The sequence below is a fragment of the Pseudomonas sp. TH43 genome, from assembly GCF_016650635.1.
GTDB lineage: Bacteria > Pseudomonadota > Gammaproteobacteria > Pseudomonadales > Pseudomonadaceae > Aquipseudomonas.
On record NZ_JAEKFI010000004.1, the window covers coordinates 1,341,950 to 1,366,607 of the forward strand.

Below are 24,658 nucleotides of genomic sequence, written 5' to 3' on the forward strand. Positions count from 1 at the left end.
TCATGGCTTATCAGTTTGATTTCATGCCGGTGCTGGAAAACACCGACCTGCTGCTGCGCGGAGCACTGTTCACCCTTGAACTGACGGCCATCGGCGCGCTGCTCGGGGTGGGCGTGGGTATTGTCGGAGCGCTGGTACGGGCGTGGGAGATCCGCCCGTTCTCGACGATCTTCGGCGTCTACGTCGAGTTGATCCGCAATACACCGTTTCTGGTGCAACTGTTCTTCATCTTCTTCGGTCTGCCCTCGCTTGGCCTGCAGATTTCCGAGTGGCAAGCGGCGGTGCTGGCGATGGTGATCAACCTCGGCGCGTACTCGACCGAGATTATCCGCGCCGGCATTCAAGCGATCCCGCGCGGGCAACTGGAAGCGGCGGCGGCACTGGCGATGACGCGTTTCGAGGCGTTCCGCCACGTGGTGCTGCTGCCGGCGTTGGGCAAGGTCTGGCCGGCGCTGAGCAGCCAGATCATCATCGTCATGCTCGGTTCGGCGGTGTGTTCGCAGATCGCTACCGAAGAGTTGAGCTTTGCCGCCAATTTTATTCAGTCGCGCAACTTCCGCGCCTTTGAAACCTACGCGCTGACCACGCTGATCTACCTGTGCATGGCGCTGCTGATCCGCCAGTTGCTGAACTGGATCGGCCGTCGCTACATCAGCCGAAGCGGGAGCCGCGTATGAGCGATTTCACCTTCTGGGACATCCTGCGCAACCTGCTCGTCGGCCTGCAATGGACACTGGCGTTGTCGCTGGTGGCGTTTATTGGCGGCGGGCTCGTCGGGCTGCTGATCCTGATCATGCGCATCTCGAAAAACGCCGTGTCGAGCAATATCGCCCGCACCTGGATCGAACTGTTTCAGGGCACGCCACTGTTAATGCAGCTGTTTCTGGTGTTCTTCGGCGTGGCGCTGGCCGGGATCGAAATATCACCGTGGACGGCCGCAGCGATTGCCCTGACCTTGTTCACCAGTGCGTATCTGGCGGAGATCTGGCGCGGTTGCGTGGAGTCGATTCCGAATGGCCAGTGGGAAGCCTCGGCGAGTCTGGCGCTGAATCCACTGGAGCAACTGCGCTACGTGATCCTGCCGCAAGCGCTGCGCATTGCCGTGGCGCCGACCGTTGGCTTCTCGGTGCAAGTGGTCAAGGGCACCGCGGTGACCTCGATCATCGGCTTCACCGAACTGACCAAGACCGGCGGCATGCTCGCCAACGCCACGTTTGAACCGTTCATGGTCTATGGCCTCGTCGCCCTCGGCTACTTCCTGCTCTGCTACCCCTTGTCCCTCAGTGCGCGCTACCTGGAAAGGAGACTGCATGCCTCTGCTTAGAATTTCCGCCCTGCATAAATACTACGGCGATCACCATGTGCTCAAAGGCATCGACCTGACCGTCGAGGAAGGCCAGGTGGTGGCGATCATCGGCCGCAGCGGCTCGGGCAAATCGACCTTGCTGCGCACGCTTAATGGCCTGGAGTCGATCAACGACGGCGTGATTGAAGTCGACGGCGAGTATCTCGACGCCGCCCGCGCCGACCTGCGCAGCCTGCGGCAGAAAGTCGGCATGGTCTTTCAGCAGTTCAACTTGTTCCCGCACCTGACCGTTGGCGAAAACGTCATGCTTGCACCGCAAGTGGTGCAGAAAGTGCCGAAAGCCAAGGCAGCGGAACTGGCGCGCGAGATGCTCGAACGGGTCGGCCTGGGGGAAAAATTTGACGCCTTCCCGGATCGGTTGTCCGGCGGCCAACAGCAACGGGTAGCGATTGCGCGCGCGTTGGCGATGTCGCCAAAGGTGCTGCTGTGCGACGAGATCACCTCGGCGCTCGACCCGGAACTGGTCAACGAAGTGCTCAGCGTGGTGCGGCAACTGGCCAAGGAAGGCATGACACTGATCATGGTCACCCACGAAATGCGCTTTGCCCGCGAGGTCGGCGATAAATTGGTGTTCATGCACCATGGCAAGGTGCATGAGGTGGGGGATCCGAAGGTGTTGTTTGCCAATCCGCAGACGGCGGAGCTGGCGAACTTTATTGGCACCGTTGAAGCGACAGCCTGAAGGATCTGCGGTGCCCGGGCGAACGCCTTCGCGAGCAGGCTCGCTCCCACAGGGTTCTGTGGCGGGAAATGATTTTGTGTTCGACGCAAAACCTGTGGGAGCGAGCCTGCTCGCGAATAGCCGCGCTGCGGTCTCAAGCTTTTATGCGCTGAATCAACGGTTTGAACCATGCGCGTTGGCGCCAGCGTTTGATCGTGGCACGATGTCGGGGTTATCGACCGAGACCCCCTGACCATGCCGCAATCCCAAGCCAAGAATCTGTCCCTGATCGCCGCAATCGACCTGGGCTCCAACAGCTTTCACATGGTCGTGGCCAAGGCCCAGAACGGCGAAATCCGCATTCTCGAGCGGCTCGGCGAGAAGGTTCAGTTGGCTGCCGGCATCGACGATGAGCGCAAGCTCAACGAAGAATCGATGCAACGCGGCCTCGATTGCCTCAAGCGCTTTGCCCAACTGATCAACGGCATGCCGCTCGGCGCCGTGCGCATCGTTGGCACCAACGCCTTGCGTGAAGCGCGCAACCGCCTCGAATTCATCCACCGCGCTGAAGAAATCCTCGGCCACCCGGTGGAAGTCATCTCCGGCCGTGAAGAAGCGCGCCTGATCTACCTCGGTGTGTCGCACACCCTCGCCGACACCCCGGGCAAGCGTCTGGTGGCCGACATCGGCGGCGGCAGTACCGAATTCATCATCGGCCAGCGTTTCGAGCCTTTATTGCGCGAAAGCCTGCAAATGGGCTGTGTCAGCTTCACTCAGCGCTATTTCAAGGATGGCAAGATCACCCCGGCCCGCTACGCCCAGGCGTACACGGCGGCGCGGCTGGAGATCATGAGCATTGAGCACGCCCTGCATCGCCTGACCTGGGATGAAGCCATCGGCTCCTCAGGCACCATCCGCGCCATCGGCCTGGCGCTGAAGGCTGGCGGGCACGGCACTGGCGAAGTGAACGCCGAAGGTCTGGCGTGGCTCAAGCGTCGCCTGTTCAAGCTTGGCGACGTCGACAAGATCGATTTCGAAGGCATCAAGCCTGATCGCCGGACAATCTTCCCAGCTGGCCTGGCGATTCTCGAAGCGATTTTCGACGCCCTCGAACTGCAACGCATGGATCACTGTGACGGCGCGCTGCGTGAAGGCGTGCTCTACGACCTGCTCGGTCGTCACCATCACGAAGACGTGCGCGAACGCACCCTGACCTCGCTGATGGAGCGCTATCACGTTGATCTGGAACAAGCGGCACGGGTTGAGCGCAAAGCCCTGCACGCCTTCGATCAAGTAGCAGTGGACTGGGAACTGGATGACGGCATCTGGCGCGAACTCCTTGGTTGGGCGGCGAAAGTGCACGAAGTCGGGCTTGATATCGCTCACTATCACTACCACAAGCACGGTGCTTATCTGATCGAGCACTCGGACCTTGCCGGCTTCTCTCGCGAAGACCAGCAAATGCTCGCACTGCTGGTGCGCGGCCATCGCCGCAATATTCCCAAGGACAAGTTTGCCGATTTCGGCGACGACGGCGACAAACTGATCCGCCTCTGTGTGCTGCTACGCTTTGCGATCCTGTTCCACCACATTCGCGGTACACAGACGATGCCGCAGGTGGTGCTGCACGCCAAGGGCAACACCCTTGACGTGGAATTCCCGGAGAACTGGCTGGATGAGAATCAGCTGACTCAGGCGGATTTCGGCCTCGAGGCCGATTGGCTGACGCGGGTGGGGATTATCCTCACTGTCCACTGAGACATTGTTTACTGGGGATTTTGTGGCGAGGGGATTTATCCCCGTCGGGGCGCGAAGCGGCCCCTTTCTTGATCAAAAGCGGGGCCTGCTGCGCAGCCCAACGGGGATAAATCCCCTCGCCACAGGTTGTGTGCATGACAGGTACAAAAAAGGCGATCCCGTGGGATCGCCTTTTTTATGGGCTGAAGGTCAGCTGCTTACCGGCAAAATCGGGCTGCCCAACCGTTCCAGCAGCGTCGCCTGCGCGCTGCGCGGGTTCTGGTTGCCGGTTGGCGTGTTGCGGATGTAACGGCCATCCGACTGCAGGCTCCAGCTGTGGGTGTTGTCGGTCAGGTACAGCTCCAGCTCTTTCTTCACGCGGGTCAGCAGCTTTTTGCCTTCCACCGGGAAGCAAGTCTCCACACGCTTGTCGAGGTTGCGCTCCATCCAGTCGGCGCTGGAGAGGAACATCTGCTCCTCGCCGCCGTTGAGAAAGTAGAACACCCGCGTGTGCTCAAGGAAGCGGCCAATGATCGAACGCACATGGATGTTGTGCGAAACCCCGGCAATCCCCGGACGCAGGCAGCACATGCCGCGCACCACCAGGTCGATGCGCACGCCGGACTGGCTGGCCTTGTACAGCGCACGGATGATCTTCGGATCGGTCAGCGAGTTGAACTTGGCGATGATGTGCGCCGGTTTGCCTTCAACGGCGAACTGGGTCTCGCGGGCAATCATGTCGAGCATGCCCTTCTTCAGGGTAAACGGCGCGTGCAACAGCTTCTTCATGCGCAGCGTCTTGCCCATGCCGATCAACTGGCTGAACAGTTTGCCGACGTCTTCGCACAAGGCATCGTCGGAGGTCAGCAGGCTGTAGTCGGTATAGAGCTTGGCGTTGCCGGCGTGGTAGTTACCGGTGCCGAGGTGCGCGTAACGCACGATCTCTCCGGCCTCGCGACGCAAAATGAGCATCATCTTGGCGTGGGTCTTGAAGCCGACCACGCCGTAGATCACCACCGCACCGGCCGCTTGCAGACGGCTGGCCAGTTGCAGGTTGGACTCTTCGTCGAAGCGCGCGCGCAGCTCGATGACCGCGGTCACTTCCTTGCCGTTACGCGCGGCATCGACCAGCGCATCGACGATTTCCGAGTTGGCGCCGGAGCGGTAAAGCGTCTGGCGCACGGCCAGGACATGCGGGTCTTTCGCCGCCTGGCGCAGCAGGTCGACCACCGGGGTGAACGACTCGAACGGGTGCAGCAGCAGGATGTCCTGTTTGCTGACCACGCTGAAAATGTTCTCGCTGTTTTGCAGCAGTTTCGGGATCTGCGGGGTGAACGGCGTGTATTGCAGCTCCGGATGGCTGTCCAGACCGGTGATGCTGAACAGTCGCGTCAGGTTGACCGGGCCGTTGACCTGATACAGCTCGGTCTCGCTCAGGTTGAACTGCTTGAGCAGGTAGTCCGACAAATGTTTCGGGCAGGTGTCGGCGACCTCCAGACGTACCGCATCACCGTAACGACGCGAGAACAACTCGCCACGCAGCGCGCGGGCGAGGTCTTCGACGTCTTCGGAATCGAGCGCGAGGTCGGCGTTTCGGGTCAGACGGAACTGGTAGCAGCCTTTTACCTTCATGCCTTGGAACAGGTCATCGGCGTGCGCGTGAATCATCGACGAGAGGAACACGTAGTTGTCGCCAGCGCCGCCAACCTCTTCCGGCACCTTGATGATTCGTGGCAGCAGACGCGGCGCCGGAATAATCGCCAGACCGGAGTCGCGACCGAAAGCGTCGATGCCTTCGAGTTCAACGATGAAGTTCAGGCTCTTGTTCACCAGCAACGGGAACGGGTGCGTCGGGTCGAGGCCGATCGGGGTGATGATCGGTGCGATCTCGTCGCGGAAATAGCGGCGCACCCAGGTCTTGAGCTTGGTCGTCCAGTTACGGCGACGGATGAAGCGCACCTGATGCTTTTCCAGCTCCGGCAGCAGGATGTCGTTGAGGATCGCGTATTGACGATCAACGTGACCGTGCACCAGCTCGCTGATTCGCGCCAACGCTTGATGCGGCTGCAAGCCATCGGCACCGGCCTGTTCACGGGCGAAGGTGATCTGCTTTTTCAGGCCGGCAACACGGATTTCGAAGAATTCATCGAGGTTGCTGGAGAAGATCAGCAGGAACTTCAGCCGCTCCAGCAACGGATAGGACTCGTCCAGCGCCTGTTCCAGCACGCGGATGTTGAATTGCAGTTGCGAGAGCTCGCGGTGGATATACAGGCTGCTGTCATCCAGGCCCGGAATGGCAATCGCCGGCACCGCCGCAGCGGTTTCGGCCACCGGCGCGGGTGGCGCAGGCTCCAGCTCCGGCGGGGTTTCGGTGATTTGCTCCACCACCGGCTGAGCTTCTTTTACTGCAACTTCAGTGAGTCCTTCGGTATTCATTGAATGTTCCTGGGAGGGCTATTTCTGCTCTCGTAACAATTGAGCGGCACGGACAGCAAAGTAAGTCAGGATGCCATCAGCGCCGGCACGTTTAAAGGCGGTCAGTGATTCAAGAATCACCGCCTCGCTCAACCAGCCATTCTGGATCGCCGCCATGTGCATGGCGTATTCGCCGCTAACCTGATAGACGAAGGTCGGCACTTTGAAGGCATCTTTTACCCGGAAAAGAATGTCCAGGTATGGCATGCCCGGCTTGACCATGACCATGTCCGCGCCTTCAGACAAGTCCGCACCGACTTCGTGCAGCGCTTCGTCGCTGTTGGCCGGGTCCATCTGATAAGAAGCCTTGTTCGCTTTGCCAAGATTCGACGCCGAGCCCACAGCATCGCGGAACGGGCCGTAATAGGCGCTGGCGTACTTGGCCGAGTAGGCCATGATCCGCACGTTGACGTGACCGGCGATTTCCAGCGCTTCACGGATGGCTTGAATGCGACCGTCCATCATGTCCGACGGTGCAACAACCTGCGCGCCGGCTTCGGCGTGGGACAGGGCCTGGCGCACCAGTGCGTCGACGGTGATGTCGTTCTGCACGTAGCCTTCTTCGTCGAGAATACCGTCCTGACCATGAGTGGTGAACGGGTCGAGGGCGACGTCGGTGATCACCCCCAGTTCCGGGAAGCGCTCACGCAGGGCGCGGGTCGCGCGCTGGGCAATGCCTTCGGGGTTCCAGGCTTCGGCAGCGTCGAGGGATTTGAGTTCAGGAGGCGTCACCGGGAACAGCGCCAGCGCCGGAATCCCCAGCTCGACCCATTTCGCCGCTTCTTCAAGCAGCAGGTCGATGGTCAAGCGCTCTACGCCCGGCATCGACGCCACGGCTTCGCGGCGGTTTTCACCGTCGAGCACGAACACCGGCAGGATCAAGTCATCGACCGTCAGCACATTTTCCCGCACCAGCCGACGCGAAAAATCGTCACGACGATTGCGCCGCAGGCGGGTTGCAGGGAACAAACGGTTGGCGGGGGTAAAGCTCACGGCGGACTCCTGAGCCCGCGCAAACGGGCGAGCGTGACAGTTATAGACGGCCATTATGACTAACAGATGACAGTTGCGTGAGACCCGTGACACGTAGCCGCATTCCATTCTCAGTGTAGGAATTGTTCACGTCGAGACACATTTCGACACTTTCATGAATGTGTCCGAAGGGTTAGGCTGCGCGTTCATTTCGCCAGCACCCAGACAATGCTCCAACAATTTCTGCATGACTTTGGCTACTTTGCCTTGTTCCTCGGCACGTTCTTCGAAGGCGAAACCATTCTGGTGCTCGCGGGCTTCCTCGCGTTCCGTGGATACATGGACATCAATATGGTGGTGGTCGTGGCGTTCTTCGGCAGTTATGCCGGCGATCAGCTGTGGTACTTCCTGGGCCGCAAGCACGGGCGCAAGTTGCTGGCGCGCAAACCGCGCTGGCAGATGATGGGCGACCGCGCGCTGGAACACATTCGCAAGCATCCGGACATCTGGGTTTTGAGCTTCCGCTTCGTGTATGGCTTGCGCACGGTGATGCCGGTGGCGATCGGCCTGTCCGGCTATCCACCGGGACGCTATCTGTTGCTCAACGGCATCGGTGCGGCGATCTGGGCGACGGCACTGGCCGCTGCGGCGTACCACTTCGGTGCGGTACTGGAAGGCATGCTCGGCAGCATCAAGAAATACGAGCTGTGGGTTCTCGGTGCCTTGCTGGTTCTGGGTGTTGGCCTGTGGCTGCGCCGCCGCTTCAAGAATGCGCGTCTGGCGAAGCAGGTCTACGCCGACGAACAAGCAGCAAAAGCTGCGCAGTTGCATCAAGCCGAACAGGTCAAAGCCGACGAGCCTAAACCGCCAACCGAGTAATTCGTTGGCGGCACACATACAGCCCGATGCCACTGAGCAGGCTGTAACCGAGCAAGCCAGCCCACATCAGCGGGCTGGCCGGCCATAGCCCAACGACCGGCGCCAGCCACACCAGCGGCACATTCGATGCCAGCCGCAACAGCTCCACCTTCAGCGCCCACGGGCGATTCTCCAGGGCCACGCCCAACGCAAACACCCCGAACGCCACCGCGCCCCAGCCGAGCACCAATGCGGCCGTCGGCAGGCTACGCTCGAGGTTCATCAGATAACTGCCCAGCGCGATGTACACGCAAAACTGCAACGCCACGTATCCCTGCTGACGCCGTTCAAGCGGCACGTCGAATTTGCGAAATTGAGCCAGATCCGGCTTGTTCATCGGGTACCTGGCCGCGACATCGGCCGGACGCCAACCGGTGCGCATGAACCAGATCCGCCACTTGTCCCACTTGCTCTCGGCCCGCCGGGCGTCGTCCCACAGCTGCGCATAAAACTGCACATTGGCCCACAGCGGATTCCAGCTCGCCAGCGGTGTGGTCACGCCGAAAATCACCGGTTCGTTGTCATCTTCCTCCTGGAACGTGCCGAACAGCCGATCCCAAAAAATGAACACCCCGCCGTAGTTGCGATCCATGTAGAGAGCGTTCTGTGCATGGTGAGCCCGATGATTGGACGGCGTGACAAAAAACCACTCGTACCAGCCGAGCTTGGGAATGTGTCTGGTGTGAACCCAGAATTGATAAAGCAGGTTCAGCGCCGCGACGCTGACAAACACCAGCAGCGGCACTCCGAGCACCGCCATCGGCAGGTAGAAAACCCAGCCCAGCAGAAACCCGGTACTGGTCTGGCGCAACGCGGTGGAGAGGTTGTACTCCTCGCTCTGGTGGTGCACCGAATGCGCAGCCCAGAGGATGTTGCGCTCATGGCCCATGCGGTGCAGCCAGTAGTAGCAGAAGTCGTAGAGGACGAAGGCCAATACCCAGACCCAGACGCTGTCTGCGGGCAGCCGGATCACCGCCAGATGCTCCAGGGCAAACGCGTACGTGAGCAGCCCCACGCCTTTGGTCAGCAACCCGGTGGTGGTCGACAGCACGCCGGTACTGATGCTGTTCACCGCATCGGCCAGGCGATAGTTGCTGACCCCGCGCCAACGGTCGGTGAACAGCTCCAGCGCAATCAACACCAGAAAGAACGGCACCGCATACAGAATGAAGTCCATGACGCGTCCTGAGTGAAGTCTTGAAGGACAGATCCTAGGTGTAGCCGCCCGTTTACCCTATGGCAACGCGCGACAATTTAGTGGACATTTAGCGCCATGAATCTGGAGAGAAACCCATGAGCAAAAAAGTTGCAGTGATCCTGTCCGGCAGTGGCGTGTACGACGGCGCCGAGATCCATGAGAGCGTCATCACCCTGCTGCGCCTCGATCAACGCGGCGCGCAGGTGCAGTGCTTTGCCCCGAACATCGCGCAATTGCATGTGATCAATCACCTGACCGGTGAAGAAATGCCCGAGTCGCGCAACGTGCTGGTGGAATCGGCGCGCATTGCCCGTGGCAACATCAAGGACATCCGCGAGGCCGACGTCGACGACTTCGATGCGCTGATCGTGCCCGGTGGTTTTGGTGCGGCGAAGAACCTTTCCAACTTTGCCGTCGAAGGCGCGGGCTGCTCCGTTCAGCCTGAAGTCCTGTCGTTGGCCGAGGCGTTTGCCGAAGCGGGCAAACCGGTCGGCCTGATGTGCATCTCGCCGGCACTTGCGGCAAAAATCTACGGCCCGGGCGTGACCTGCACCATCGGCAATGATGCCGACACCGCCACCGCCATGAACAAGATGGGCGCGACCCACGAAGACTGCGCCGTCAGCGACATCATCGAAGACAAGGCACGCAAACTGGTGACCACCCCGGCTTACATGCTGGCGCAGAACATCAGCGAAGCGGCGTCGGGGATCAACAAACTGGTCGACCGCGTCCTCGAACTGACCCACGAAAACGACGCCTGACCGGAATTGCTGAAATCCTTTGTGGCGAGGGGATTTAGCGAAACGTCGCACCGCCCCGTTGGGGCGCGAAGCGGCCCCGCTGTTTTAATTCAAGAGCGGGGCCTGCTGCGCAGGCCAACGGGGATAAATCCCCTCGCCACAGGGATCCGGTTGAATCAGGGTTTGCGGGTCAGGCGCGTGAGGATCCGGTCCAGCGCATTGGCAAACGCCTGCTTCTCGCGATCGCCGAACGGCGCCGGGCCGCCGCTCATCTGGCCTTGCTCGCGCAGGTCGGTGAAGAGATTACGCACGGCCAAGCGCTCTCCCATGTTCTGCGCATCAAATTCCTTGCCGCGCGGGTCCAGCGCTGCCACGCCCTTCTTCACCAGCCGATCGGCCAGCGGGATATCGCTGCAGATCACCAGCTCACCCGGCACCGCGTGCTCGACCAGATAATCATCCGCCGCATCCGGCCCGCTCGGCACCACGATCAATTTGACGATCGCCAACCCCGGCTTGGTCTGCGGTTGCCCGGCCACCAGCACCACCTCGAACTGGCGCTTGAGGGCGAACTTCACCACCAGATCTTTCGCTTGCCGAGGGCAGGCGTCGGCATCGATCCATACACGCATCATCGTTTCCTCATTCCAAAAAGCATCGCGGGCAAGCCACGCTCCCACAACGTTCATTGTAGGAGCAAGGCTTGCCCGCGAATGTGAGCGCAGCGAATGCTGTCAGGCCGTTACTCGCCGTTTCTCAGCCACCCAACTACGCCCATACAACACCACAATCGCCAAGATCGCCACCGCCTGCGCCGTCAACGAATACGCGTCGGCATGAATCCCCAGCCAGTCAAATTCAAAGAACGCCACCGGCCGCGTGCCGAAGATCCCGGCTTCCTGCAACGCCTTCACGCCATGCCCGGCAAACACCACCGACAACGCGCAGAGCAGCGCGGCGTTGATGCTGAAGAACAACGTCAGCGGCAGTTTCGCCGAACCGCGCAGGATCACCCACGCCAGACCGACCAGCAGTACCAGCGCCGTCGCCCCGCCTGCCAGCACCGCGTCATGCCCGGCTGGCCCTGCCTGCAACCACAGGGTTTCGTAGAACAGAATCACTTCGAACAGTTCGCGATACACCGAGAAGAACGCCAGGATCGCAAAGCCGAAACGCCCGCCGCCACCGACCAGGCTGCTCTTGATGTAATCCTGCCAGGCCGCCGCGTGGCGACGGTCGTGCATCCACACGCCGAGCCACAGCACCATCACGCTGGCGAACAACGCCGTTGCACCTTCAAGCAATTCACGCTGCGAACCGCTGACATCGATCACATACGCCGCCAGCGCCCAGGTGCCGAGGCCAGCCAGCAGTGCCAGCCCCCAACCAACGTTGACGCTGCGCACCGCCGATTGCTGGCCGGTATTGCGCAGGAATGCGAGGATCGCCGCCAGCACCAGAATCGCTTCCAGCCCTTCGCGCAGCAGAATCAGCAGCCCGGAGATGTAACTCAAAGACCAGCTCAAGCCATCGCTGCCCAGCAGACCGGCGGATTCCTTCAGCTTGGCTTTGGCCACATCCAGACGCTGCTCGGCCTGCTCGACCGGCAAACCGTCCTGCAACGATTGCCGATAAGCCATCAGCGATTTTTCGGTGTCTTTGCGCACGTTAGCGTCGACGTTATCCAGCGAACTTTCGACCAGCTCGAAACCTTCCAGATACGCCGCTACGGACAGGTCATAGGCCTGATCGTGCTCACCGGCTCGGTACGCCGCCAGGCTCTTGTCCAGCGTCGCGGCGGTGTAGTCGAGCAACTGCGCCGGGCCACGTTTGACCTGCGGCGGCTGCGCCCGTTGCGCACGGAACGTCGCCGCCGCTGGTGCGCCCTCGGCGGCCTGTACTTCGGCCGGGGTCTGACGCGCCAGGTCGGCGATGTTGTAGGTTTTCTCGGACTTGGCGGCCGCCGCATCGGCGCTGAAGCCGGCGATGTAGGTGGCCAGATCCCAGCGCTGACGATCGTCGAGCTGATCGGCGAACGCCGGCATGTCGGTGCCTTCGACGCCTTGACCGAGGGTACTGTAGATCGCATACAGGCTCAGGTGATCCATCCGCGCAGCTTCCCGCAGATTGGCTGGCGCAGGCGTCATGCCGAGCGCTGCCGGGCCGTCACCGACGCCGCTGTCGCCGTGGCACACCGAGCAATTTTGCGCATACAGCGGCGCGCCACGTGCAGGGTCCGGGGTGATGATCGGTGCCTGGCTGACTTCATAGGCCACGGCCAGTTTCGCCCCCAGTTGCCGCGCCTGACGGGCGACGTCCGCACCGTCCTGCCTCGCCGTGATCGCACTGTGCAGCGCATCGACGCCCTGTTCCAGCGCGGCCTTTTCCGGCTTGGCCGGCAGCGCGCTGATCAGGCTCTGCAACGCCTGAGTGAATTCCAGCTGCTCGCGGTATTCGGCGTCGTCGAGAATTTTTCCCGCCTCGACCGTCGGCGGGTAATCGGCGCTGATGTAATCGAGCAGGTGCAGCGCTTGCGGCGCGCCTTCCACGGTGTCGGCCAGCAGATTGAAGCTGCTCAGGGCGCACAGCGGGAACACCAGCCAGGCCAGAAATCGGGACGAGGCAGTCATGAAGGGTTCTCAAGGGGAAATACAGAGTTACATATTGTTCACTCCGACGACGTTTCTCTCAAGCTTTGTCGGCGTTTATGTTTCAGCGCACTTTCGTGGTCGTTGGCGGGAAGTTCAGCCGTGCACTCGACGACAACTCCGGACCTCAAACCAACCCTATAATGCGTCACCTCCCAGCCATTGCCGTTCACGGAAGAACCTGCCTCCATGCGCCATTGCTTGCCGTTTTTCCTGCTGTTCAGCGCCGCCGTGCAACTGAGCGGATGCGCCGCCTACCGTAATTACGATCAGGAGATGCAGGAGACCATCGACCAGATGGCGAAGGGTAATCTCAACGAAGCGCTCTACCTGTTAGAACTGAACAACCCCTGGGAAGACAAGGATCTGCTGTATTACCTGGAGCGAGGTGCGATTCTCAGCGCCGGCACTGCCCTGCCAAAAAGCCAGGAAGCGTGGCGCAGGGCTGACCAGATGATTATCCAGCGCGAAGACGCCGTGCACTCCGCCCCCATGAAGCTGCTGACCCGCTTCGGCAACGAAATAGGCACGATGCTGGTCAACGACAAGCTGCTGCGCTACGACGGCTATGACTACGAAAAAGTCATGCTGACCACCGAGATGGCCCTCAACCAACTGGCGGACAACGATTTCGACAATGCCCGCGCCGACATCAAGAAAACCCACGAGCGCGAAACCCTGATTGCCCGCCAGCGCGAGCGGCAATACGAAGAAGCTGAAGAGCAAGCGAAACAAGAAGGTATCAAGCTGCATTACAAAGACCTGCAAGGCTATCCGGTCGCCGTCCTCGACGCCCCGCAGGTCATCGAACTGAAAAACGGTTACCAGAGCGCGTTCAGCCATTATCTGGCTGGATTTACCTATGAAGCCTTGGGTGAACGCACGCTCGCGGCGCCGGGTTATCGTCAGGCGATCGAGTTGCGTCCGGGCGTGCCCTTCCTCGAAAGCGCTTTGCGTAATCTGGACAAGCCCGGGCCAGCCGACGATGAAAGCGAGATCCTGGTCGTGGTGCAAAGCGGTTTCGCCCCGGCACGCAGTTCGGTGCAAGTGCCAATCCCGGTGCGACTCAACGAAAATCTGACGATTGTCGCGCCGATCTCGTTTCCGGTGATGGTGCCCGATACCCTTACGCCCGCCCTGACGGATATCGTCGTCGACGGCAAACAACACAAACTCACGATGATCAACAGCGTCACCGACATGGCCATGCGCACCTTGCGTGATGACATGCCGGCGATCATTTCGCGTGCCATGTTTCGCGCCAACATGGCGGCAATCGGCCAGGCTGAAAAGAACCAACGCGATCCCTCCAAGGCTTCACTGGTAGTCACCGAGCACGACCCGTTCGAAGAGGCTGACACGCGCACCTGGCGCACCCTGCCGGACAAAACCCTGGTCGCACGGCTGCGCCTGAAAAAAGGCCTGCACCGCGTGCGTTTTCCCTACCACCATGCAGAGGACGGGTTCACCGTGCGCGTTGACCAGAGCCATCAGGTGTTCAGCCTGCGGGTATTCATGGGGCAGAACCGTTACATAGGATCGTCATGGCTGTTCCCCGAAACACCTCCGCCGCCGTAATGGCATCTAACTAACCAGTGCAATTAAAAAGCTATTACATAGCCATCACCTCCCGTTTATAATGCCGCGCCCTCGCTATTGCGAAACGGCATTAAAGCTCCTCAGGATATGAGGAATTGGCAGGAGGCCAGCGCCACTGTCGATGGGTCATACCAGCCCGACCAGCATCCGCGGCTGTATTTACTCCAGGGAAGAAGTACCCCCATGGCATTCCGCGCTCCCACCTTGATCGCGCTCAGCGCTGTCACTCTGCTGTCCGGTTGTTCCGCTTTTCGCAACTACGACTCCGAACTGGCCCAGACCAACCAGCAACTGGCCAGCGGCCACGTCGACGCCGCCCTGACCCTGCTGGAAAAGAACAACAGCGGCCCGGACAAAGACCTGCTCTATTACTTCGAGAAAGGTGAACTGCTGCGTGCCAAGGGCGACCTGTCCGGCAGCCAGAACGCCTGGACCAGCGCCGATGTAGTGGTCGGTCAGTGGGAAGATTCGGTCAAACTCGACACCGGCAAATACCTCGCTCAGTTCGGCAGTTTCATCGTCAACGACAAAGTCCGTCGCTACGAAGGCTACGACTACGAAAAAGTCATGCTGACCACGCAGATGGCCCTGAACCTGCTGGCGGTCAATGACTTCGACGGCGCGCGTACCGCGATCAAGAAGACTCACGAACGCGAAGCGGTGATCGCCGATCTGCGTGACAAGGAATACCTCAAGAGCGAGGAAGAAGCCGAGAAAGAAGGCATCAAGACTCAATACAAGGACCTGCAGGGTTATCCGGTCGCCAGCCTCGACGCGCCGGAAGTGGTCAGCCTGAAAAACAGCTACCAGAGTGCGTTCAGCCATTACCTGGCCGGCTACGTCTATGAAGCCCTCGGTGAAAAAGATCTGGCTGCGCCGGGCTACCGCAAGGCAGCCGAACTGCGCCCGAACACGCCGCTGCTGGAACAGGCGCTGGTCAACCTCGACAAGCCGAGCAAAAGCGACGACAGCGACATCCTGATCGTCGTGCAAAGCGGTCTGGCGCCGGCCCGTGATTCGATTCGGGTGCCATTGCCATTGCCGATCTCCAACAACGTTGTGATCACCCCACTGTCGTTCCCGATCATCAAGGCCGACACCTCCACCGCGCCATTCGCACAGATCGGTGTCGACGGCCAGCAAGTCAACCTGACCGCCCTCAACAGCACCACCGCCATGTCCCGCCGCGCCCTGCGCGATGACATGCCGGGGATCATCGTGCGCACCACCGTGCGCGCGATCACCAAAGGCGTGGCACAGAAGAAGATCAACGAAACCAACCCGCTGGCCGGTCTCGCGGTCGGTATTTCTTCAGCCGTGCTCGAAGGTGCCGATACCCGTACGTGGCGCACCCTGCCGGACAACACCCAAGTGGTGCGTCTGCGCTTGAAGAAAGGTGAACACCAGGTCACCTTGCCGAGCGCTGTAGGTGGTTCGGTGGTCAAGGTCACCGTTGATCAGCGCTATCAAGTGATCAGCCTGCGTGCCGTCGGCAATCAGGTATTCGCTGGCGGTCTCGCCGCCCACGTCATCCCGAGCGCCGGCGCGACCAACGTCGCCAGCCTCAAACAACCTTAAGAACGGAGTCTTTGCATGCGCTTCAAACTCATCGCCGTCGCCGCCCTCGCCTTGCTGGCGAGCGGCTGCGCCACCCCGCCGCCGCCTGAACCGGGCAGCGCCGCGAGCAAAGTCGTGGCCATGGGGCCACAGAAACACATCGTCGTCGGCGCCATGCGCGTCGCCCGCGAAAACGGTTTCATGACCGTCAACGTGCAGTTGAGCAACACCCTCAACAGCAACAAGACGTTCTACTACCGCTTCGCCTGGCTCGGCCCGGAAGGTTTCCCGATCGCCGAAGAAGAAGTCTGGAAAAGCCAGATGATGTACGGCGCGCAAACCAGCTTCATCCAGGGCATCGCCCCGACGCCGAAAGCCGTGGACTTCCGTCTGGAACTCAAGACGCCTTAAGCCCGCCACCCTATTCCTGATTTAGAGAACATTGCCATGTTTGTACGCTTTTCCTGCATCGCCGTAATCGCCCTGCTGGCCTCCGGTTGCGCCAATACCTCGCCGACCCTGGGCAGCAAGAACATTAGCTACGGCGACACCAAAGCGGTTGAAACCGTGACCAACGAATTCGGTTCGACCGATCTGCAAATGATCGCCGAGTCGATGACCCGCTCGCTGGCTCAGTCCGGCATTCTGCAAAATCGTCCTGTGGTTCAGGTCTACGACGTGAAGAACAAGACCAGCGAGTACATCGATACACGCGAAATCACCACCAGCATCAAGACCCAGCTGATGAAAACCGGCGTTGCCCGTTTCGCCAGCGACAACAATGCGATGCAGAGCCAGGTTGACCAGTTGAAGCTGCAGAACCAGAGCGGTCTGTACAAGAAGAGCACCGTGGCCAAGACCGGCAACATGGTGGCTGCCAAGTACCGCATCGAAGGTTCGATCAGCTCGATCGTCAAGCGCAGCAGCGATTACAAGGACGTCTTCTACAAATTCAGCCTGCAATTGATCGACGTGGAAAGCGGTCTGGCCGAGTGGATGGACGAAAAAGAGATCCGCAAAACCACGGAGCGTTAATCGATGCGCGCATGGATTGGCATGATGGCCCTGGCTTGCGCGTTTGGCGCGCAAGCGGCCCCGAAAGTCGCGGTGACGGATCTGGCGTATCAGGAGCGTGTGGAGCAATACATCCACATCGTTTCGGCCCAGAGCAATCACCGCGAGAGTTACTACAGCGCCAGCGGTTCTTCGAGCTACAACGAGATCGAAGCGACCACCAGCTACATCGAACAGGGCGAGCTGCGCAAATTCACCGGCGACATCAAGGGTGAAATTCTGCGTACCGGCATGTTCCAGCTGGTGCAGGGCACGCCGTACACCGCATCGTCCAAGGGTGACGTCTACGATGTGATCAAGCGGATCAAGGCCGGCAACTTCAAGGGTGCCGACTATGTTCTGTTCGGCACGGTGTCGGACATCGACTTCACCCAGGACATCAACGAGCTGGCGAATACCGACAGCTATTCGGCGGTGCTGGGCCTGACGCTGGTGGCAGATTTCAGCCTGATCAATACCAAGACCTTCGAGATCACCTCGGCCTTCACGGCAATGGGTGAAGCGCAGGACACCAAACTGGTGAACCATCGCGACATCAAAATCTCGCTGAACCGCCCACGGGTCGTTCGCGATGTGTCAAAGGCATTGGGTGAGGACGTGGCCGGGCAACTGAGTATGCAGCTCGGTGGTGGCGGTTACGAGCAGCCGCGGGAGCCGGCGCAGCGCAACAATCTGCCGCGTGATACGGCGCCAATGATCTTGCGCTGATTGATGTGGAGAACTGCTTTCCTGTGGCGAGGGGATTTATCCCCGTTGGCTCGCGCAGCGGGCCCTCTTGATCTTGAAAGAGGGGCCGCTGCGCAGCCCAACGGGGATAAATCCCCTCGCCACAAAAGCCCCCTCGCCACAGTTGATCTTCAACCGGCAGAAATGAAAAAGGCGACCTCATGAGGTCGCCTTTTACTTCACCCAGGACATCAACGAGCTGGCGAACACCGACAGCTATTCGGCGGTGCTGGGCCTGACGCTGGTGGCAGATTTCAGCCTGATCAACACCAAGACCTTCGAGATCACTTCGGCCTTCACGGCAATGGGTGAAGCGCAGGACACCAAACTGGTGAACCATCGCGACATCAAAATCTCGCTGAACCGCCCACGGGTCGTTCGCGATGTGTCAAAGGCATTGGGTGAGGACGTCGCCGGGCAACTGAGCATGCAGCTCGGTGGTGGCGGTTATGAGCAGCCGCGTGAAGCGCCACAGCGCAACAATCTGCCGCGTGATACGGCGCCGGTCATCCTGCGCTGATCTTGGATGCGGGCTTCCTGTGGCGAGGGGATTTATCCCCGTTGGCTCGCGCAGCGGGCCCTCTTGATCTTGAAAGAAGGGGCCGCTTCGCAGCCCAACGGGGATAAATCCCCTCGCCACAAAAGCCCCCTCGCCACAGTTGATCTTCAACCGGCAGAAATGAAAAAGGCGACCTCATGAGTTCGCCTTTTACTTCACCCAGGACATCAACGAGCTGGCGAACACCGACAGCTATTCGGCGGTGCTGGGCCTGACGCTGGTGGCAGATTTCAGCCTGATCAACACCAAGACCTTCGAGATCACTTCGGCCTTCACGGCAATGGGTGAAGCGCAGGACACCAAACTGGTGAACCATCGCGACATCAAAATCTCGCTGAACCGCCCACGGGTCGTTCGCGATGTGTCAAAGGCATTGGGTGAGGACGTGGCCGGGCAACTGAGCATGCAGCTCGGTGGTGGCGGTTACGAGCAGCCGCGCGAAGCGCCACAGCGCAACAATCTGCAGCGTGATACGGCGCCAATGATCTTGCGCTGATCTTGGATGCCGGCTTCCTGTGGCGAGGGGATTTATCCCCGTTGGCTCGCGCAGCGGGCCCTCTTGATCTTAAAAGAAGGGGCCGCTTCGCAGCCCAACGGGGATAAATCCCCTCACCACAAAAGCCCCCTCGCCACAGTTGATCTTCAACCGGCAGAAATGAAAAAGGCGACCTCATGAGTTCGCCTTTTACTTCACCCAGGACATCAACGAGCTGGCGAATACCGACAGCTATTCGGCGGTGCTGGGCCTGACGCTGGTGGCAGATTTCAGCCTGATCAACACCAAGACCTTCGAGATCACTTCGGCCTTCACGGCAATGGGTGAAGCGCAGGACACCAAACTGGTGAACCATCGCGACATCAAAATCTCGCTGAACCGCCCACGGGTTGTTCGCGATGTGTCAAAGGCATTGGGTGAGGACGTGGCCGGGCAACTGAGCATGCAGCTCGGTGGTGGCGGTTACGAGCAGCCGCGGGAGCCGGCGCAGCGCAACAATCTGCCGCGTGATACGGCGCCAATGATCTTGCGCTGATCTTGGATGCGGGCTTCCTGTGGCGAGGGGATTTATCCCCGCTGGCTCGCGCAGCGGGCCCTCTTGATCTTAAAAGAAGGGGCCGCTTCGCAGCCCAACGGGGATAAATCCCCTCGCCACAAAAGCTCACTAGCCAGAAAGGGCAATGAAAAAGGCGACCTCATGAGGTCGCCTTTTTTGTGCCTGCGTGGTTTACGCCGCTGCTTTACGCAACGTCGCCATAAACGCCGCTGCGCCAATGAACAACCCGGCAAACGTGCGGTTCATCCGCTTCTGCTGCGTCGGTGTGCGCAACAAGCGCAGCACTTTCGACGCCAGGCCGGTGTAGCCCGCCATCACAATAAGGTCGACGCAGATCATGGTCGCGCCGATCACCACGTACTGGATCAGCAGCGGTGCATGTGGATTGATGAACTGCGGCAGTACCGCCAGCATGAACACCAGTGCCTTGGGGTTGCTGATGTTCACCAGAAAACCACGGAACACCAATGCCAGCGGCTTGCCGATCGGCCGCACCGCCGCGTCATCGCTCATGTCCATAGGCAGCGCACGCCACTGCTTGATCGCCAGATAAACCAGGTAAGCGACACCGAACCATTTGATTGCATGGAACGCGGTAGCCGAAGCAGTCAGGATTGCGCCAACGCCGGCGCCGACAATCGCAATCTGCACCGCCAGGCCGATTTGCAGACCCAGGGCGTTCCAGTAGCCACGCCAGAAACCGTATTGCAGACCGCTGGACATTGACGCAATGGCGCCAGCGCCCGGAGAAAGACTGATCACCCAGCAGGCGGCGAAAAACGCCAGCCATGTTTGAAGCTCCATCGCACACCTCGACTCTGAATCGTCACAGACGTCCAAGCTAATGCGGTTTGGAATGGTTGACCATTAATTTTTTGCAGGATGGTGCCGCAATCACGGCTGGAGGGGCTTTTCGCGAAAAGGCTCGCTCCCACAGGGAAACGCATTTCAAATGTGGGAGCGAGCCTGCTCGCGAAAGCGTCAGAACAGACGCCCCGAAATCTACTTTTCGAAGCCGCTCGAAGGAAACACATCCGTCCCACGCCAGCGTCGCACCGAGCGCTGGAAGAACAGACTGTTCGGCACCTGCACCATCGCGCTACCGGTGCCCAATTCCTCGGCCTCGATCAACGTGGTGTAGAGCAGATTGATCGCCACCACCCGCCCTTTCACACCGGGCTTGTCCGTGGTGTCCACTAGCTCGACGATATCGCCCAGTCGAAACGGCCCGACGGTGAAGATCAGAATCGCGCACAACAGATTCGACAGCACACTCCACATCGCGAAGAACGCCACCGCCGCCACGGCAACAAAACCGGACAACGCGGTCCACAACACCGTGGCGGACACGCCGAGGCGTTCCAGCACAAAGATCACCGCGCTGCCCATGATCAGCCAGCGCAGCACGCCACGCAGTGGCATCAGCAACTGCGGCGGGAACGGATAGCGTTCGCCCAACCGGGTCAGGCATTTGGCGACAAAGCGCTGGGCAATGTAACCGGCCAGCAGGATCAGCAGAATCTGCACGCCGAGCCAGATCGGCTCTATCCACACTGCTGGCAACGGCAACTGGAACGCTTCCATCAGGACAGCGCCTCCAGCTCCGCTTGCATGCTTTCCAGGGTTTCCAGCGCTTCCATCCACGCCTCTTCAAGCTCGGCTTCGCGCACTTTCAGCTTGGCTTGTTCGGCCAGCAGATCACGCAACTCGTGCTTGCGCGCCGGCTCGTAGATGTCGCTGTCGCCGAGGCTGGCATCGACCTTGGCGAGCTTCTCGTGAAGCTTGCCCAGCTCGGCTTCGAGCTTGTCGGCTTCACGCTTGTGCGGCGCCAGTTGCTGGCGCAGTGCAGCGGCAGCCTGACGCTGAGCCTTCTTGTCGGTCTTGTCCGGGTTGACCGGGGTGTTGCTGACCGGCGCATTGCGCTGACGGTACTCCACCAGCCAACGCGCGTAATCTTCGAGGTCGCCATCGAACTCTTCGACCTTGCCATCGGCAACCAGGTAGAAGTTGTCGGTGGTGCTCTTGAGCAAGTGCCGATCGTGAGACACCACCAGTACCGCGCCGCTGAATTCCTGCAACGCCATGGTCAGTGCCAGGCGCATTTCCAGGTCGAGGTGGTTGGTCGGTTCGTCGAGCAGCAGCAGGTTCGGACGTTCCCAGGCGATCAACGCCAGGGCCAGACGAGCCTTTTCGCCACCGGAGAAATTCAGCACCGGCTCGTCGATCCGCGCGCCACGGAAGTCGAAACCGCCGAGGAAGTCACGCAAGGTCTGCTCGCGCTCGGTCGGCGCCAGTCGCTGCATGTGCAACAACGGGCTGGCCTTGGAGTCCAGCGAATCGAGCTGATGCTGAGCGAAGTAGCCGACCACGGTGTTCTCGCCACGGGTCAGGCGCCCGGCGATCGGTGATAGCTCGCCGGCAAGGTTCTTGATCAGCGTCGACTTACCCGCGCCGTTCGGGCCGAGCAGACCGATCCGCGCACCCGGGGTCAGTTGCAGCTTGACCTTCTCGAGGATGGTTTTATCGCCGTAGCCCAGACGCGCGTCGGACAGGTCGATCAGCGGGCTGGAGATCTTGGTTGATTCGCGGAAGACGAAATCGAACGGCGAATCGACGTGGGCCGCCGACAACTCTTCCATCCGCTCCAGCGCTTTGATCCGGCTCTGCGCCTGACGGGCCTTGGTCGCCTGGGCCTTGAAGCGGGCGATGTAGCTTTCCATGTGCGCACGCTGCGCCTGCTGCTTCTCGTAGGCCTGTTGCTGCTGGGCCAGACGCTCGGCACGGGCGCGTTCGAACGCGGTGTAGCCACCGCGATACAAAGTGATTTTGCGCTGATCGACATGCGCCACGTGGTCGACGACTTCGTCGAGGAAATCGCGGTCGTGGGAAATCAACAGCAAGGTGCCCGGGTAGCTTTTCAGCCACTCTTCGAGCCAGATGATCGCGTCGAGATCCAAGTGGTTGGTCGGTTCGTCGAGCAACAACAAGTCCGACGGGCACATCAAGGCCTGCGCCAGATTCAGACGCATCCGCCAGCCGCCGGAAAAATCACCGACCTGACGATCCATCTGCTCATTGGTGAAACCGAGACCGGCGAGCAATTTGCGCGCGCGCGCATCGGCGGTGTAGCCATCCGCGCTGTCGAGTTCGGCGTGCAGGCGGGCCTGCGCGGCACCGTCATGGGCAGCCTCGGCGGCAGCGAGGTCACGTTGCACCTCGCGTAGACGCAGGTCGCCATCGAGCACATAGTCGACCGCCAGACGTTCGAGCGTCTCGATCTCCTGGCGCATATGGGCGATGCGCCAGTCGGCCGGCAAGTAGCAGCCACCCGAGTCAGGGTGCAATTCACCCCGAATCAAGGCGAACAGGCTCGATTTGCCGGCGCCGTTGGCACCGATGAGGCCGGCTTTGTGGCCGGCGTGCAGGGTCAGCTCGGCGTCTTCTAGCAGACGTTGCGGGCCACGCTGTAAAGTCAGGTTCTGAAGTCGGATCATAATGGCGGCGGAGTCTACCAGCTTCGCTCACAACTGGCGCGAGTAGCACGATGTCCTCTGACCTGTGGAGCTTTTCCCTTACCACCTACGCCCGACCGGGTGTGGAACACGCTTGCCTGCAATTGCAGACGGCGGGCGCCAATGTCTGCCTGCTGCTGTGCGGTCTATGGCTGGAACAACGCGGTGTGGCCTACGACGAACAACGCGCGCGGCAACTGGCAATGCTGGTGGGGCCTTGGGATGTGGAGGTCGTGCAGCCGCTGCGGGCCTTGCGCACGCAATGGAAAACCCTGGCAGCGGAAGATCCGGTGCTGAGAGGCTTACGCGAACAAATGAAAACGCTGGAGCTGGAAGCCGAACGGCATCTGCTGTGGCAACTGGAGCAAACGGCTCAAGACTGGCCGATGCATGACGCCTCAGCGTCGGGGGAATGGTTGGAAAGCCTGGCGGGAGCGGTCGCCAGCCCGAACCGCGACGCGCTGCAAGTGCTGCGCGTCGCGGTAACCGACACTTAGGAGGCGCTGGTTGGGTTGTTGCTGACGCTCGACGCAGCGGCTGGCGTTGGCGCAGTCGAAGGTGTCGAGGCAGTAGCGGCTGGAGCAGGTGCCGCTGGAGCAGCCGAAGTTGCCGCTGCGGCAGGCTTGGCGGCTGGTGCAGTGGCCGGTTTGGCGGCAGCTGGTTTGGCAGCGGCTGGCTTTTTCACGGCAGGTTTTGCAGCAGGCTTGGCGGCTGTTTTTGCAGCAGCAGGCTTGGCGGCAGCAGTCGCTGGTTTAGCAGCGGCGGCCGGTTTGGCGGCTGGCTTGGCTGCCGGTTTGGCGGCGGCTTTTACGGCGGGTTTTGCCGCAGCTTTTGCAACGGGTTTCGCTGCAGCTGGTTTGGCAGCGGCAGTTTTAGCAGCAGGTTTTGCTGCTGGTTTTGCTGCAGCTTTGGCAGCGGGTTTAGCGGCCGGTTTGGCGGCAGCGGTTTTCGCTGGCGCAGCTTTGGCAGCAGCTGGTTTGGCAGCGACAGCGCGGGTAGCTGGTTTAGCAGCGGCAGTACGGGCAGCAGGTTTTGCCGCAGTGGTTTTAGCCGCTGGTTTTGCAGCGCTCGCTGCAGCGGGTTTTTTCGCTGCAGGTTTTGCCGCTGTTTTGGCAGCTGGTTTTGCAGCCGCTTTCACCGGCGCTTTTACAGCTGGCTTGGCCGCAGTTTTAGTAGCAGCTTTTGCAGCAGGTTTGGCCGCCGCAGTTTTTGCTTTTGCCGGAGCCTTGGCTGCTGCCGGTTTGGCTGCTGCTTTCTTCGCCGGTGCCGCCGCTGGTTTAGCCGAGCGAGTCGACAATACTTTGCCCACAGCTTCTTGAACGCGGCCAACACCCTGGGCCAGTTTCAGGCTTTCCTGGGCATCGCGCTTGAGTTGCAGAATGTAGCTGCGGGTATCGGACTGACGATCCTTCAGGGCATCGAGCAGGTCTTCGAGTTCTTTCACTGCGCCTTTGGCTTTGGTCTGCGCCTTGGCTTTACCGGCGGCAGCTGCGTCCTGCAATTTGGTGCGGGATTTGTGCAGTTTTTCTTGCGCCTTGCCGCGTTGCTTTTCCAGTTTGGCGAGCAATTTTTCAGCATCAGCCAAGGCTTGCGAGCAAGCGTTTTCCAAATGCTCGAGCAAGCTGCCCGAGAGTTGTTGGAGTAAGTGCAACGGAGTATTTACAGGCTTCTTGGTGGCCGACATGGTTTACCTCCTGGCTGACGTGAGTGCGGCTCATACTAGACCTCTGCTGCTACCGCCGCTAGGTCATCTTGACAGTATCAATTCCGTTGCGTTGCACCGAAGTGAAAATGTTCTTCAACAATACAAAAGCAGTTCACCGTTGCAGACGTTTGCGCTGGCATAATCCACCGCATCTCA

General features: G+C 60.4%; 21 protein-coding genes and 3 pseudogenes. 15 read left to right on the forward strand and 9 right to left on the reverse strand.

All coding sequences use genetic code 11. The annotated features are described in order from the left end of the window. The first annotated feature begins 2 nt into the window (after positions 1–2). From JFT81_RS22515 to ppx, 4 genes are all read left to right on the forward strand, one after another. Complete coding sequence (locus JFT81_RS22515; RefSeq protein WP_201229157.1) at positions 3–677, forward strand: amino acid ABC transporter permease; 675 nt, start codon at positions 3–5, stop codon at positions 675–677. Beyond that, entirely contained in the window at positions 674–1,324 is a 651-nt protein-coding gene (locus tag JFT81_RS22520) for an amino acid ABC transporter permease (RefSeq protein ID WP_201147863.1), read from the forward strand. Before JFT81_RS22515 ends, JFT81_RS22520 begins: the two co-directional genes overlap by 4 nt. Further along, positions 1,311–2,048 (forward strand): amino acid ABC transporter ATP-binding protein, encoded by a 738-nt coding sequence (locus JFT81_RS22525; RefSeq protein WP_201229158.1) that lies wholly within the window; start codon positions 1,311–1,313, stop codon positions 2,046–2,048. The genes JFT81_RS22520 and JFT81_RS22525 overlap by 14 nt, the downstream gene beginning before the upstream one ends. 234 nt (positions 2,049–2,282) lie before the next feature. Further along, positions 2,283–3,785, forward strand: coding sequence for an exopolyphosphatase (ppx, locus tag JFT81_RS22530; RefSeq protein ID WP_201229159.1), 1,503 nt, complete (start codon positions 2,283–2,285; stop codon positions 3,783–3,785). Between the two features lie 189 nt (positions 3,786–3,974). Here ppx and ppk1 read toward each other — a convergent pair whose 3' ends face one another. Both ppk1 and hemB read right to left on the reverse strand, forming a co-directional pair. Beyond that, complete coding sequence (gene ppk1 / locus JFT81_RS22535) at positions 3,975–6,200, reverse strand: polyphosphate kinase 1 (RefSeq protein WP_201229160.1); 2,226 nt, start codon at positions 6,198–6,200, stop codon at positions 3,975–3,977. A gap of 18 nt (positions 6,201–6,218) precedes the next feature. Further along, on the reverse strand, positions 6,219–7,232 hold the full coding sequence (gene hemB / locus JFT81_RS22540) for a porphobilinogen synthase (protein ID WP_008084506.1): 1,014 nt from the start codon (positions 7,230–7,232) through the stop codon (positions 6,219–6,221). A 207-nt stretch (positions 7,233–7,439) separates the two neighbouring features. On the opposite strand from hemB, the gene JFT81_RS22545 reads away from it, so the two are divergent. Next, the gene (locus JFT81_RS22545) at positions 7,440–8,090 is read left to right on the forward strand and encodes a DedA family protein (RefSeq protein ID WP_201229161.1); all 651 of its coding nucleotides are present in this window, start codon (positions 7,440–7,442) and stop codon (positions 8,088–8,090) included. Here the strand turns inward: JFT81_RS22545 and JFT81_RS22550 are convergent. Further along, on the reverse strand, positions 8,071–9,306 hold the full coding sequence (locus JFT81_RS22550) for a sterol desaturase family protein (protein ID WP_201229163.1): 1,236 nt from the start codon (positions 9,304–9,306) through the stop codon (positions 8,071–8,073). The genes JFT81_RS22545 and JFT81_RS22550 overlap by 20 nt on opposite strands. 116 nt (positions 9,307–9,422) lie before the next feature. Here JFT81_RS22550 and elbB point away from each other — a divergent pair, with 116 nt between their 5' ends. Continuing rightward, positions 9,423–10,091 carry an isoprenoid biosynthesis glyoxalase ElbB gene (gene elbB / locus JFT81_RS22555; protein WP_201229165.1) on the forward strand — a complete coding sequence of 223 codons (669 nt, stop codon included), beginning with the start codon at positions 9,423–9,425 and terminating at the stop codon, positions 10,089–10,091. Positions 10,092–10,246: 155 nt separating this feature from the next. On the opposite strand, the gene JFT81_RS22560 is transcribed toward elbB, so the two are convergent. Next, positions 10,247–10,702: a YaiI/YqxD family protein gene (locus JFT81_RS22560; RefSeq protein WP_201229167.1), complete on the reverse strand. Its 456-nt coding sequence runs from the start codon at positions 10,700–10,702 to the stop codon at positions 10,247–10,249. A gap of 102 nt (positions 10,703–10,804) precedes the next feature. Beyond that, complete coding sequence (locus JFT81_RS22565) at positions 10,805–12,700, reverse strand: FTR1 family protein (protein WP_201229169.1); 1,896 nt, start codon at positions 12,698–12,700, stop codon at positions 10,805–10,807. Between the two features lie 207 nt (positions 12,701–12,907). Here JFT81_RS22565 and JFT81_RS22570 point away from each other — a divergent pair, with 207 nt between their 5' ends. The 8 genes and pseudogenes from JFT81_RS22570 to JFT81_RS22605 form a co-directional block, all read left to right on the forward strand. Continuing rightward, positions 12,908–14,296 carry a hypothetical protein gene (locus JFT81_RS22570; protein WP_201229171.1) on the forward strand — a complete coding sequence of 463 codons (1,389 nt, stop codon included), beginning with the start codon at positions 12,908–12,910 and terminating at the stop codon, positions 14,294–14,296. A gap of 204 nt (positions 14,297–14,500) precedes the next feature. After that, the gene (locus tag JFT81_RS22575) at positions 14,501–15,895 is read left to right on the forward strand and encodes a hypothetical protein (RefSeq protein ID WP_201229173.1); all 1,395 of its coding nucleotides are present in this window, start codon (positions 14,501–14,503) and stop codon (positions 15,893–15,895) included. A 15-nt stretch (positions 15,896–15,910) separates the two neighbouring features. Further along, the gene (locus tag JFT81_RS22580) at positions 15,911–16,285 is read left to right on the forward strand and encodes a YcfL family protein (protein WP_011336502.1); all 375 of its coding nucleotides are present in this window, start codon (positions 15,911–15,913) and stop codon (positions 16,283–16,285) included. A gap of 36 nt (positions 16,286–16,321) precedes the next feature. Beyond that, on the forward strand, positions 16,322–16,909 hold the full coding sequence (lpoB, locus tag JFT81_RS22585; protein ID WP_103302536.1) for a penicillin-binding protein activator LpoB: 588 nt from the start codon (positions 16,322–16,324) through the stop codon (positions 16,907–16,909). Between the two features lie 3 nt (positions 16,910–16,912). After that, positions 16,913–17,656: a penicillin-binding protein activator LpoB gene (locus JFT81_RS22590; RefSeq protein ID WP_201229175.1), complete on the forward strand. Its 744-nt coding sequence runs from the start codon at positions 16,913–16,915 to the stop codon at positions 17,654–17,656. 196 nt (positions 17,657–17,852) lie between these two features. After that, positions 17,853–18,194: pseudogene (locus JFT81_RS22595) on the forward strand (penicillin-binding protein activator LpoB); the annotation flags it as partial. A 193-nt stretch (positions 18,195–18,387) separates the two neighbouring features. After that, positions 18,388–18,729, forward strand: a pseudogene (locus JFT81_RS22600) (penicillin-binding protein activator LpoB); the annotation flags it as partial. A 193-nt stretch (positions 18,730–18,922) separates the two neighbouring features. Next, a pseudogene (locus JFT81_RS22605) lies at positions 18,923–19,264 on the forward strand (penicillin-binding protein activator LpoB); the annotation flags it as partial. A 192-nt stretch (positions 19,265–19,456) separates the two neighbouring features. On the opposite strand, the gene JFT81_RS22610 reads toward JFT81_RS22605, so the two are convergent. The 3 genes from JFT81_RS22610 to JFT81_RS22620 form a co-directional block, all read right to left on the reverse strand. Then, positions 19,457–20,089: a LysE family transporter gene (locus tag JFT81_RS22610; RefSeq protein ID WP_201229177.1), complete on the reverse strand. Its 633-nt coding sequence runs from the start codon at positions 20,087–20,089 to the stop codon at positions 19,457–19,459. A 198-nt stretch (positions 20,090–20,287) separates the two neighbouring features. Next, the gene (locus JFT81_RS22615) at positions 20,288–20,869 is read right to left on the reverse strand and encodes a mechanosensitive ion channel family protein (protein ID WP_201229179.1); all 582 of its coding nucleotides are present in this window, start codon (positions 20,867–20,869) and stop codon (positions 20,288–20,290) included. Next, entirely contained in the window at positions 20,869–22,779 is a 1,911-nt protein-coding gene (locus tag JFT81_RS22620; RefSeq protein ID WP_201229182.1) for an ATP-binding cassette domain-containing protein, read from the reverse strand. The genes JFT81_RS22615 and JFT81_RS22620 overlap by 1 nt, the downstream gene beginning before the upstream one ends. Before the next feature lie 50 nt (positions 22,780–22,829). Here JFT81_RS22620 and JFT81_RS22625 point away from each other — a divergent pair, with 50 nt between their 5' ends. After that, entirely contained in the window at positions 22,830–23,294 is a 465-nt protein-coding gene (locus tag JFT81_RS22625; protein ID WP_201229184.1) for a TIGR02444 family protein, read from the forward strand. Here JFT81_RS22625 and JFT81_RS22630 read toward each other — a convergent pair. After that, positions 23,291–24,481, reverse strand: a complete 1,191-nt coding sequence (locus tag JFT81_RS22630; RefSeq protein ID WP_201229186.1) for an AlgP family protein — start codon at positions 24,479–24,481, stop codon at positions 23,291–23,293. The two genes, JFT81_RS22625 and JFT81_RS22630, sit on opposite strands and share 4 nt — an antisense overlap. Positions 24,482–24,658 lie beyond the last annotated feature (177 nt).